The sequence below is a fragment of the Novisyntrophococcus fermenticellae genome (genome assembly GCF_018866245.1).
Classification (GTDB): Bacteria; Bacillota; Clostridia; order Lachnospirales; family Lachnospiraceae; genus Novisyntrophococcus; species Novisyntrophococcus fermenticellae.
In genome coordinates, this window is record NZ_CP076458.1 from 233716 (window position 1) to 246501 (window position 12786).

Below are 12786 nucleotides of genomic sequence, written 5' to 3' on the forward strand. Positions count from 1 at the left end.
GAAATCTGGAGGAACGCATGATTTATAATAGTATAAAAAAGCTGGTCCAATATGGTGTTGAAACAGGTTTAATCATGGAAGAGGACCGCATCTATGCCACAAACCGTATTTTAGAGGTTTTACAGGAAGAAGCGTATGAAGAACCGGCGGAAACATATGTAGATGTAGAGTTGGAAGGGACATTGAAAGAGCTTTTGGATTATGCTGTGGAAAAAGGGTTGCTTACGCATGACAGTGTGGTATATAGAGATTTGTTTGATACAAAGCTGATGGGATGTCTGGTTCCGCGTCCGGGTGAGGTTACCGGCAGATTTCAGGAACTTTACAGGAAAAGTCCAGAAGAAGCCACGGATTTCTTCTATAAATTCAGTCAGGATACGGATTATATCAGGCGATACCGCATTAAAAAGGATTTAAGATGGAAGGTATCCAGTCAATATGGTGATATTGATATTTCCATCAATCTTTCCAAGCCGGAAAAGGATCCAAAAGCGATTGCAGCTGCAAGGGCTGTAAAGCAAAGCGGTTATCCAAAGTGCCTGCTTTGTAAGGAGAACGTGGGATATGCAGGCCGGGTGAATCATCCGGCCCGACAGAACCACAGGGTCATACCACTTACGATCAATGACAGCCCCTGGGGATTTCAGTACTCACCGTATGTTTACTATAATGAGCATTGCATATTGTTTAATAATGAGCATATTCCGATGCGTATAGAACGGGCGACTTTTGTAAAATTGTTTGATTTTATCAAGCTGTTTCCACACTATTTTATTGGATCAAATGCGGATCTGCCGATTGTCGGAGGCTCGATTTTGAGTCATGATCACTATCAGGGCGGGAACTATACATTTGCTATGGCAAAGGCACCAATCGAACAGCATTTTAAAATTAAGGGATTTGAGGATGTAGAGGTGGGCATCGTAAATTGGCCGCTTTCGGTCATTCGTATCCGCCATAAGGAGGACAGCCGCCTGATTGATCTTGCAGAGCATATATTAAATTGCTGGCGGAATTATACGGACGAAGAAGCGATGATTTTGGCCGAGACCGATGGAGAACCACATAATACGATAACACCAATTGCACGAAAGGTGGGAGATACCTTTGAATTGGATCTGGCATTGCGCAATAATCTGACAACTGAGGAGTGCCCGTTAGGATTGTATCATCCACATGCCCGCTACCATCATATTAAGAAAGAAAATATCGGATTAATTGAGGTTATGGGATTGGCAGTTCTGCCGGCCCGATTAAAGGAGGAGATGCAGCTTTTAGCAGAATATATCCTGGAGGGAAAAGATATACGGTCAAATGAGGTTCTGGAAAAGCATGCCGGCTGGGTAGAAGCATTTCTTACCGCCTATTCAGAAATCAATGAGGAAAATGTGATGGAAATCCTGAAAAATGAGATAGGAAAAGTATTCGTTGGTGTTCTGGAAGATGCCGGTGTATATAAATGTACAAAAGAAGGCCGGGAATCATTTGCAAGATTTATTCAGATGCTTTAAACTGTAGATACCCATTATCAGACAAGGAGGATTCTTATGAAGATATTAGTAACAGGCGGAGCGGGTTATATAGGAAGTCATACCTGTGTGGAGTTGTTAAATGAGGGTTATGAGGTTGTGATTATGGATAACCTTTATAATTCAAGCTATAAAGCGGTGGAACGGATTCAGAAGATTACCGGTAAGTCCGTAGTATTCTATGAAACAGATATACTGGATAAAGAAGGAATGGAAAAAATCTTTACGGAAGAAAAAATAAATGCCGTCATTCATTTTGCCGGTTTAAAAGCAGTTGGAGAGTCTGTTTACAAACCCTTGGAATACTACCATAACAATATAACTGGAACCTTGAACCTGTGTGATGTAATGAGAAATCATGGCGTTAAAAACATCATCTTCAGTTCCTCCGCTACCGTATACGGTGACCCTGCACAGATACCGATTACGGAAGAATGCCCGAAGGGAATACCTACGAACCCTTATGGATGGACAAAATGGATGTTAGAGCAGATTCTGACGGATCTGCATACTGCCGATCCGGAGTGGAATGTAATCCTTCTCCGCTACTTTAATCCGATCGGTGCCCATAAGAGTGGTCTGATTGGTGAGGACCCGAAAGGAATTCCGAATAATCTGCTGCCCTATGTCGCACAGGTTGCCATAGGAAAGCTGCAATGCGTAGGTGTATTTGGCAATGACTATGATACACCGGATGGTACGGGAGTAAGGGATTATATCCACGTTGTGGATCTGGCAAAAGGACATGTAAAAGCGATTTCCAAACTGGCAGACAAAGAAGGTGTCAGTGTCTACAATCTGGGAACCGGAAAAGGTTACAGTGTTCTGGATGTAATCAAGGCATTTGAAAAGGCATGCGGACATGAGATTCCTTATGAGATAAAGCCGCGGCGTGCCGGAGATATTGCAACCTGCTATTCCAAATGTGACAAGGCAAAGGAAGCATTGGGATGGGAAGCTGCATACGGTATTGAAGAGATGTGTATGGATTCCTGGAACTGGCAGTCCAAAAATCCGGATGGATATCAGGGAGAATAAGAAGTACCGCTAAAGTAAGGGGGCTGCAGCAGCCCCCTTACTTTTAAGCGTATTTTGGTTCACAGGTCAGGGAACATCCCAGACGATGGAACATTTTTTTATCCACCTCGGAAAGAATTACACTTGAGTGAACCTGACAGCCCTGAAGCCTGGATAGCTGTGAGAGAGCCAGTTTTGCATCATCGCTTCTGGAGGCGGTGGTGGACAGAGCAATCAGAACCTCGTCGGTATGCAGGCGGGGGTTCTTGCTCCCCAGATATCTGGTCTTCAGAGTCTGGATAGGCTCTATGGCTGTGGGAGAGATGATGTGTTTCTCATGGTCGATTCCAGCCAGCTCTTTCAGTGCGTTTAAGAGAAGAGCAGCACTGGGGCCAAGGAGATCGCCGGTTTTTCCGGTAATGATTTTTCCATTCGGAAGTTCCATGGCGGCGGCCGGTGCGTTGGTGGCTTCAGCGCGGACAAGCGCAGGGGATACGGTGCTTCTGTCGTTGACGCTAAGATGTTCCTGTTTCATGAGCAACTCAATTTTGAAGGCTTCTTCTTCAGAACTGGTTCCCTCTGCAATCCCCTCTATGGCGTGATAGTATCTCCGAATGATTTCCTGTCTGGAGGCCTGCCTGCAGACATCGTCATCAATGATACAGTTTCCAGCCATGTTTACGCCCATATCCGTAGGGGATTTGTAGGGGCTTTCGCCAAAGATCTTTTCGAAAATTGCATTTAGAACAGGAAAAATCTCTACATCCCGGTTATAATTCACAGTTGTGGTGCCATAGGCTTCCAGATGGAAGGGATCAATCATATTAATATCGTTCAAATCGGCTGTGGCAGCTTCATAGGCCAGATTCACCGGGTGCTTTAAAGGGAGGTTCCAGATCGGGAAGGTTTCATACTTCGCATATCCGGCATGAATGCCCCTTTTATGTTCGTGGTAAAGCTGGGACAGGCAGGTGGCCATCTTTCCGCTTCCGGGGCCCGGTGCGGTAACGACAACCAAAGGTCTGGAGGTTTCAATATATTCGTTCTTACCATAACCCTCATCACTGACGATCAGAGGGATGTTTCCGGGATAACCGGGTATGACATAGTGAAGATATGCTTTTATCCCAAGATTCTCCAGCCTCTTTTTGAACAGTGCAGCATTATGCTGACCGGCAAACTGAGTAATAACAACACTCCCGACATAAAGACCCTTATTCCGGAACTCGTCAATCAGACGAAGAACATCACTGTCATAGGTAATCCCCAAGTCTCCTCTTACCTTATTTTTCTCTATATCGGATGCAGAAATTGCCATGACGATCTCCGCCTGGTCAGATAACTGCATCAGCATACGCAGTTTGCTGTCCGGAGCAAACCCCGGCAGAACTCTGGAGGCATGATAATCGTCAAACAGCTTACCACCAAATTCCAGATATAATTTGTTATCAAATTGATTAATCCGTTCTTTAATATGTTCGGACTGCATCTTTAAGTATTTTTCATTATCAAATCCTGTTTTCATTTGGACACTCCTGTATTTAATGTCGGTTATACCAGAAATTAGTATACCATGTTCCGATTCATTATAGAATAGGGAATATCGGGCAACTTTTTAATAAAGTTTTAATTGCTTATCCCCAGGATATACTTTATAATAAAAAATGGTTGGAATAAGGAGGAAAAGCATGAATTTGCCAGACGATAATAATAACGGGCCGAGCCAGGGAGGCGGAGGCCCGAAGAATAGACAAACATTTTTAATTATAATTATATGTATTTTACTGAGCCTGATTTTTATGGGGATTTTCAACAACATGATAAATAGCTCGACATCAAAGGAAATTTCCTATGATAAGTTCATGAAGATGGTTGAGAAGAGTGAAGTTAAAGAGGTAACGATTGAATCAGGAACATTGACCATCGTTCCCAAAGAGCAGAAGTATGAGGGGCTGGATTTCACATATACAACTACCATGGTGGGAGATGAAAACTCCCTGAGAGACCTTTTGAACGAACATAACATTAAAAATAATGACAATATTCAATTTGAAAAAAAACTGCCGGATGCTACTGCTTCCATCGTCGCAGCCATATTGAACTTTCTGATTCCTGTGATTTTGCTTGTCGTAGGATTCAGCTTGATTATGCGCATGATGAATAAAGGCGGCGGTGGGATGATGGGCGTTGGCAAGAGTAAGGCCAAGACCTATGTGCAGAAAGAGACCGGGATTACGTTTAAAGATGTGGCAGGGCAGGACGAAGCCAAGGAGTCTTTGCAGGAAGTTGTTGAATTTCTCCATAATCCTGCAAAATATACGGCGATCGGTGCGAAACTTCCAAAGGGAGCGCTTCTTGTAGGTCCGCCTGGAACAGGAAAAACACTCCTTGCCAAGGCCGTCGCAGGAGAAGCGCATGTACCGTTCTTTTCACTGTCCGGTTCTGAGTTTGTTGAGATGTTTGTGGGCGTAGGTGCTTCCCGTGTCAGAGACCTGTTTGAAGAGGCGAAAAAGAATGCACCCTGTATTATCTTTATTGATGAGATTGATGCAATTGGTAAAACCCGTGATGCCAAATACGGGGGAAATGATGAAAGAGAACAGACATTGAATCAGCTGCTGGCGGAGATGGATGGTTTTGATACCTCCCAGGGACTGCTGATTCTGGCTGCGACAAACCGTCCGGAGGTACTGGATCCGGCACTTCTAAGACCCGGCCGTTTTGACCGGCGGGTAATTGTGGACCGCCCGGATCTGAAGGGGCGCGTCAACATACTGAAAGTTCATGCCAACAAGGTGGCACTGGATGAGACGGTAGATTTTGATGCCATTGCACTTGCCACCAGTGGGGCTGCGGGATCAGATCTGGCCAATATGATCAATGAAGCTGCAATTCTGGCGGTGAAGAATGGCAGAAAGGCCGTGTCACAAAAGGATTTGTTTGAGGCGGTGGAGATCGTATTGGTGGGTAAAGAAAAGAAAGACCGGATCTTAAGTCAGGAAGAGCGCAGGATTGTTTCTTACCATGAGGTGGGGCATGCACTCGTCAGTGCACTCCAGAAGAATTCCGAGCCGGTGCAGAAAATTACCATCGTACCCCGTACCATGGGAGCGCTCGGATACGTTATGCACGTGCCTGAGGAAGAGAAGTATCTGAATACGAAGGCGGAACTTGAGGCGATGGTTGTGGGCCTGCTGGCCGGTCGTGCAGCAGAAGAAATCGTTTTTGGAAATGTTACGACAGGCGCCTCCAACGATATCGAGAAGGCAACATCGATTGTTCGCGCTATGATTACACAATATGGAATGTCTGAAAAGTTCGGCCTGATGGGTCTGGCTTCGCAGGAAAATCAGTATCTGGATGGCAGGGCCTATCTGAACTGTGGAGATGCAACAGAAACTGAGATTGACCATGAAATTATGGAAATCATGAAAGCATCCTATGATCAGGCAAAGCAGTTACTGATGGACAACAGAGATGCACTGGATAAAATCGCTGAATATTTGATACAGAAGGAGACCATCACCGGAAAAGAATTTATGGAAATCTTTCATCAGGTGAAGGGAACCGGAGAAGGAAAGAAGCAGTTGGAGCAGCCGGATACGGAGCTGACAGATGGACAGCAGCCAGATGGGGAACAGATAAAAAAGCAGCAGACAGAGCAGCCTTTGCAGGGTGAGAAGCCAGATAAACAGTAAAGAAATCCCTCAGGAATAGATATATTTCCTGGGGGTTTGCTTGTATTGTTGAAGTTATGATTGAAGGAGACAGGAATGGTTTTTGATATTCAGGAGGAATTAAAGAAGCTGCCCGCAAAGCCGGGTGTTTATTTGATGCATGATGCCAAAGACACCATCATTTATGTGGGAAAGGCGATCAGCCTGAAGAACCGTGTACGGCAATATTTTCAAAGCAGCAGAAATAAGGGCTTGAAGATTGAGCAGATGGTACCTCAGATTGCCAGATTTGAGTATATCGTAACCGACTCAGAGCTGGAGGCCCTGGTATTGGAGTGTAACCTGATTAAAGAGTATCGTCCCAAGTATAACACAATGCTGAAAGACGATAAAGCTTATCCGTTCATTCAGGTGACAGTGGGTGAGGCCTATCCCAGAATTCTGTTTGCAAGGCGGATGAAGAAGGATAAGTCCAGGTACTTTGGACCCTATACCAGTGCTCTGGCAGTGAAGGAAACCATAGAGCTGCTGCGGAAACTGTATCTGATTCGCTCCTGCAACCGCAGTCTTCCGAAAGAAATCGGAAATGACCGCCCTTGCCTGTATTATCATATCAAACAGTGCAAGGCACCATGCCAGGGGTACATCAGTCAAGAGGAATACCGTAAACAGGTGGATAAAGCTCTGGATTTTCTGGGTGGCAATATGAAAGGGGTCTTAAAGGATCTGGAAGAGAAGATGCTGACAGCGTCGGAGGAATTACGCTTTGAAGAGGCCCTCGAATACAGGGATCTGATTGAAAATGTAAAAAGAATCGGAGAGCGGCAGAAGATTACACGCAGCGATGGCGAGGACAAAGATGTGGTTGCAGTGGAAGTGGATAAAAAGGATGCGGTTGCTCAGGTGTTCTTTATCAGGGATGGAAAGCTGATAGGCAGAGAGCATTTTTACCTGCGTGTAGCAGATGAGGATACCAGAGGAGTTATTCTTCAAAGTTTTATCAAGCAGTTTTACTCGGGAACCCCATTTATCCCCAGAGAACTGATGCTGTCTGATGAAATCGAGGAACAGGAGGTTCTGGAGGAATGGCTGACCAAAAAGCGGGGACAGCGCGTTCATATCCGTATCCCTAAAAAGGGGCAGCAGGAAAAGCTGGTGGAACTGGCGCAGAGAAATGCCGGTATTATCTTAAACCAGGATCGCGAAAAATTAAAGAAGGAAGAAGGTCGTACCATCGGGGCTATGAAAGAAATCGAGAATCTGCTGTCCTTGAAGGGACTGATGCGAATTGAAGCATATGATATTTCGAATGTCAGTGGATTTCAATCCGTCGGCTCCATGGTAGTATATGAAAAGGGCAAACCGAAACGTGCGGATTATCGGAAATTCCGTATAAAATCGGTAAAAGGCCCCAATGACTATGCCAGTATGAAAGAAGTTCTGACAAGGAGATTCCGGCGTGGTGTAGAACAGGATTCCGGATTTGAACGTCTGCCGGACCTGATTATGATGGACGGAGGACGGGGGCAGGTGAATATTGCGCTTGAAGTGTTGGAAGAGATGGGGCTTGATATTCCCGTATCAGGTATGGTAAAGGATGATAAACACCGGACCCGCGGGCTGTATTTTGATAACGTGGAGATTCCCATTGATAAAGATAGCGAAGGCTTTAAATTGATTACCAGAATACAGGATGAAGCACATCGTTTCGCAATTGAATACCATCGCCTTTTAAGGAGCAAAGGGCAGGTGCATTCCATTTTGGATGATATTCCCGGAATCGGGCCAACCAGAAGGAAGGAACTGATGCGTCACTTCCAGGGGATTGACGAGATAAAGGCAGCAACTGTGGAAGACCTGTCCAAACTTTCATCTATGAATGAAAAATCTGCAAAAGCAGTGTATGAATTTTTTCATGAAACATCAGACGGCATTAGTTGAAGTGGCCGGAGTGATATGATAAAATAGTAACATATAAAGTTAAAGGCCACATGGAGAAAGGAAGAGGCGTATGAAAGAGATTAGTCTGGTTAAGTTGGTCGAGGAAATGAATCTCAAGAATCTGACTCCGGATATTGAGATGACGGATGTCAAAATTTCAATACCGGATATTAACCGCCCTGCTTTACAGTTGACAGGATATTATGAGCATTTTGCGAGTGAACGTGTTCAGATTATCGGCTATGTTGAGTTCACTTATCTGCAGCATCTGGATGAAGAAAAGAGAGTAAAGGCTTTTGAGCAATTTGTATCCAGGGACATACCCTGCGTGATTTTTACTACCCAGATGGTTCCGGGTAATGAGCTTTTGCAGCTGTGCAGAAAATATAAGGTACCTGTTTTGGGAACAGATAAGAGGACTTCTGCATTTATGGCAGAGATCATCCGTTGGCTGAATGTCCAGCTGGCCCCGGCAATCTCCATACACGGTGTGTTGGTGGATGTATTTGGTGAGGGTGTTCTTATCATGGGCGAAAGCGGAATCGGCAAGAGTGAAGCGGCACTGGAGCTGATTAAGCGGGGTCACAGGCTTGTAAGTGATGATGTAGTGGAGATCAGCCGGGTCAGTGATATCACGCTGGTCGGGTCAGCGCCGGATATCACCAGGCATTTTATCGAATTACGCGGTATAGGTATTATCGATGTAAAAACCCTGTTTGGTGTGGAAAGCGTGAAGAATACCCAATCTATAGATTTAGTCATTAAACTGGAAGAATGGGACAGGGATAAGGAGTATGACCGTCTGGGACTGGAAGAGGAATATATAGAGCTTTTGGGCAATCAGGTTGTGTGCCACTCCCTTCCTATCCGTCCGGGAAGGAATCTGGCTATTATAGTGGAAACTGCGGCGGTAAATCACAGGCAGAAGAAGATGGGTTATAATGCCGCACAGGAATTGTACAAGCGTGTGCAGGCGAATCTTGCAAAGAAAAGAGAGGACTAGATAAAGTGGCTGGATATGTATTCGGAATTGATATCGGGGGGACGTCCATAAAGTTCGGTCTATTCAGGACGGACGGAACAGTGTTGGACAAGTGGGAAGTAAAAACGCAAACACAGAAGAACGGATGCGAGATTATACCAGATGTTGCCAGGAGTGTGCAGCAAAAGATGAAGGAAAAGAGGCTTTTGAAAGAGGATGTGGCCGGATTAGGCATAGGGGTACCGGGGCCGGTCATAGCCGAACGGGAGGTTTTGGCGGCAGTCAATCTCTTCTGGGGTCATAAAAAAGTTGCAGAGGAATTGGAAGAATTATTGGAGATTCCCGTAAAAGTTGGAAATGATGCCAATGTGGCCGCACTTGGAGAAATGTGGAAAGGCGGCGGAAAAGGGACAAAGAATCTGATTATGGTAACGCTTGGAACCGGTGTAGGCGGCGGAATTATTGTGGATGGGAAAATTGTGACCGGAGCCCATGGGGCAGGAGGAGAGATCGGTCATGCTGCTATGGAGCCTGAACTTGATGAGGCCTGCAACTGCGGAAACCATGGCTGTCTGGAGCAGTTTACTTCGGCTACCGGCCTTGTCAGACTTGCAAGGCAGGAACTTGCAAAGACAAAGGAGCAGACAGTTCTGAATCCGGATCGGATTTCTGCCAAGGATGTGTTGGATGCGTATAAAGAGGGTGACAGCACAGCGGTCAAGATTGTAGATGATTTTGCGCGATATCTGGGAAATGCGCTCGCCATCTTTGCCTGTGTTGTGGATCCGGAGATTTTTGTAATAGGCGGCGGTGTTTCGAAAGCCGGCCAGCCGTTAATTGATGCAATCCAGAAATTTTATAAGAGGTTTGCTTTTGCAGCTTGTAAAGAAACGCCTCTGGTTCAGGCTGAGTTGGGTAACGACGCCGGAATCTATGGAGCGGCAAAGCTGGCTCTTGAATAAATACAAAAGGAACTGCCGCCTGGCAGTTCCTTTTACTCGATTAACGACCACTTTGCTCTATTCCTGGGGCTCCTCCGAAGGTGACGGATTATCCGGAGCAGGTGATGGGTCGGTAGGCGTCTCTGTAGGATTTCCACCTGAATTTTCGGGTTTTGTCTCGCCTTCAGAGGGAGGGGTCACAGGGGAATTTGCATCCGGTGTTGGCGTTGGCGTAGGTGTTGGTGCTACATAGTGCTGTGTACACCTCTTGGTAGGAACACTGTCAAGGTCGAAGTATTCGGTAGCACGGGGACAACCGGATCCGGCCAGCAATCCGGAAGCCGAGCAGATGGTTGCTTCCTTTACTGTTGAAGGTTCTTCAAATCCTACATCGGGCAGGCCCTCATGGATGCGGCTCATTACCTTCTGCCACAATACTTTATGAAAGTTCTGCGAGCTTTTGGGAACAGCTATATTGTTGTCATAACCGGCCCATACAGCAGCGGTGTAATAAGGTGTAAAACCTGCAAATACAAGATCCTTGGCGGAAGTAGTGGTTCCTGTCTTTCCTGCCACGGACATGTTGTCCAGCCGGCACATAGTACCTGTCCCATATTTGACGACATCCTCCATGGCACTCGTAAGGAGATAAGCAGTACTTTCCTTAAAGATGTGTGTCTTTGCAGGTGTATTATCCAAAAGCACATTCCCTTCCTGATCTAACACTTTCGTATATAAAACGGGTTCCAGATAGCTTCCTTTGTTAGCAACTGCCGCATAGGCTGCAGTCAGCTGCAAAGTCGTGACGCCTTTGCTGACACCTCCCAGAGCCAGAGGTTGCCTGATATCCACAGCTGTCGAATCAACCAGGCCATCAAATCCCATCTTTTTAAGATAGTTGAATCCCAGCTGAGGGGTAATGTCTGTTAAAGTTTTTACTGCTACGATGTTATAAGAATTCTCTATTGACTTTCGTATTGTCACATTTCCATGATACCTTCCATCCGCATTCTTGAGCGGAGTTCCGGTTTCGTACTGATATGGCTCATCCGCAACAACAGTTGACAGAGTAATGGCATCCGTATCCAATGCCGGGCCATAGGTGGATAAAATTTTAAAAGTAGAACCGGGCTGGCGGTAGGTATCGGTACCACGATTTAGAGTCAGGCTGGCAGTCTTCGTGCCGCGTCCGCCTATCAGTCCTTTTACATAGCCGGTATACTGATCCATAATTACCATGGAGGCCTGGGGCTCGGGGGTGAAACTGGTACGTTCTGCAACTACGGTATCGCCATCCTTCACAATTGCAGCCTTGTAAGTATCTACGGCTGCCTGAGCTTCTTCTTCTGTGGAGAACAGTAGGTCAAAGCCTTCATCCCCCTGATCCCGAAAATATTTTTGAAGCATCTCCTGACTGTAATTCTTTATTTCATCGGGCTTGTCTGCATGCTTTACGGATAATGCCCAATCCAGACCAATCTCGGTTTCTGCAGGATAATTATCGGGATTTTGAAATTCTTCGTCCATAATTTGCTGGATACTTTGATCCTGCGTGGTATAAATCTTTAATCCGCCACTGTAAATCGCATTTTTGGCCTGTATTTCCGAATAACCTTTCTGGGTCATCAGATCTTCTTTCAAACGGGAGACCAGAGCATCAACAAAATAAGAATATGGCTGGTCAGTCGTGGAGTCGGAATCCTGTATGACTCTGGAGTATACATCATCTGACAGAGCTTCATCGTATTCTGCCTGGGAAATGTAATTCTGCTTCAGCATATCACTAAGCACCTTTTTTCTGCGCTGCGCATTGTATTCGGGATGCCTTTTCGGATTGTATTTGCTGGGGTTTTGTGGAATTGCTGCCAGAACGGAACTTTCTGAAAGATTCAGATCTGCACAGTTTTTTCCAAAATATGTCTGGGCGGCCGTCTGGATTCCATAGGCACCCGCACCAAAGTTAACCGTATTCAAATAGTTTTCCAGAATGATGTCTTTGGCATTCAGCCCCTTGGCTTTCAGGCTGCTCTCAAGCTTGACAGCAAGATACTGCTCCTGGAATTTCCGGCGGAATCTTTCCATGGATCCTTCATGTACCCAGTTCGTAAAGACATTGTTCTTCAGCAGCTGCTGCGTAATCGTACTGGCACCTTCCATATTCTTGCCGCGGTTTTTTACAGCGACGAAAACTGCACGTGCAATACCCTGGGGATCAATTCCGTTATGCTCATAAAAACGGGAATCTTCCACTGCCACAATGGCATGCTGCATGCTTTCCGGGATTTCATCGATGGATACCGAAATACGGTTGCCATCAGAAGAATTTAATTTCTGTATTTCATTACCATCTGAGTCATAGATAAAAGTTGCATAACCCATTGGCATAATATTCACGTCCGAGATATCAGGTGCACTGTCAATCAGTCCCCGGAAGGCTCCGATTCCAAGACAGATGCCCATAGCTACGATGGTCAGAAGGCCAAAAAACAACACACGCAATGCGGTCACACCAGCCGTCTTTTCAATCTTGGCGGATGAGGAGTTGATTTTCTCGCGCTTCCCGGATACGCTCTTTTTACCAAAGTTCATACTATACCCTTTCTTTATACTTCTTTCAACTGCTATATATTTTGAATAATCAGACTTCATTATAACAAATATCAAATTTGAAATAAAGCCCCCTAAACAAAAGTTCATAT

The 12786-nt window shown here is 45.5% G+C and carries 8 protein-coding genes; 6 read left to right on the plus strand and 2 right to left on the minus strand.

Going from position 1 to position 12786, the window contains the following annotated elements; all coding sequences use genetic code 11:
- Positions 1-17: 17 nt before the first annotated feature.
- Together galT and galE are read left to right on the plus strand one after the other, a co-directional pair.
- Complete coding sequence (gene galT, locus KNL20_RS01055; protein WP_230398851.1) at positions 18-1511, plus strand: UDP-glucose--hexose-1-phosphate uridylyltransferase; 1494 nt, start codon at positions 18-20, stop codon at positions 1509-1511.
- 36 nt (positions 1512-1547) lie between these two features.
- Positions 1548-2567, plus strand: a complete 1020-nt coding sequence (gene galE, locus KNL20_RS01060) for a UDP-glucose 4-epimerase GalE (RefSeq protein WP_230398852.1) — start codon at positions 1548-1550, stop codon at positions 2565-2567.
- 43 nt (positions 2568-2610) lie between these two features.
- Here the strand turns inward: galE and KNL20_RS01065 are convergent, their stop codons facing one another.
- A complete protein-coding gene (locus KNL20_RS01065) occupies positions 2611-4071 on the minus strand; it encodes a DUF1846 domain-containing protein (RefSeq protein WP_230398853.1) in 1461 nt (486 codons plus the stop codon).
- A 163-nt stretch (positions 4072-4234) separates the two neighbouring features.
- On the opposite strand from KNL20_RS01065, the gene ftsH reads away from it, so the two are divergent.
- The 4 genes from ftsH to KNL20_RS01085 all read left to right on the plus strand — a co-directional run bounded on the left by ftsH (position 4235) and on the right by KNL20_RS01085 (position 10108).
- A complete protein-coding gene (gene ftsH, locus KNL20_RS01070) occupies positions 4235-6244 on the plus strand; it encodes an ATP-dependent zinc metalloprotease FtsH (RefSeq protein ID WP_230398854.1) in 2010 nt (669 codons plus the stop codon).
- Between the two features lie 75 nt (positions 6245-6319).
- Entirely contained in the window at positions 6320-8164 is a 1845-nt protein-coding gene (gene uvrC, locus KNL20_RS01075; RefSeq protein WP_230398855.1) for an excinuclease ABC subunit UvrC, read from the plus strand.
- A 70-nt stretch (positions 8165-8234) separates the two neighbouring features.
- The gene (gene hprK, locus KNL20_RS01080) at positions 8235-9167 is read left to right on the plus strand and encodes an HPr(Ser) kinase/phosphatase (protein WP_230398856.1); all 933 of its coding nucleotides are present in this window, start codon (positions 8235-8237) and stop codon (positions 9165-9167) included.
- Between the two features lie 5 nt (positions 9168-9172).
- Positions 9173-10108 (plus strand): ROK family glucokinase, encoded by a 936-nt coding sequence (locus KNL20_RS01085; protein WP_230398857.1) that lies wholly within the window; start codon positions 9173-9175, stop codon positions 10106-10108.
- A 57-nt stretch (positions 10109-10165) separates the two neighbouring features.
- Here KNL20_RS01085 and KNL20_RS01090 read toward each other — a convergent pair whose 3' ends face one another.
- Positions 10166-12676, minus strand: coding sequence for a transglycosylase domain-containing protein (locus KNL20_RS01090; RefSeq protein WP_230398858.1), 2511 nt, complete (start codon positions 12674-12676; stop codon positions 10166-10168).
- Positions 12677-12786: the final 110 nt, after the last annotated feature.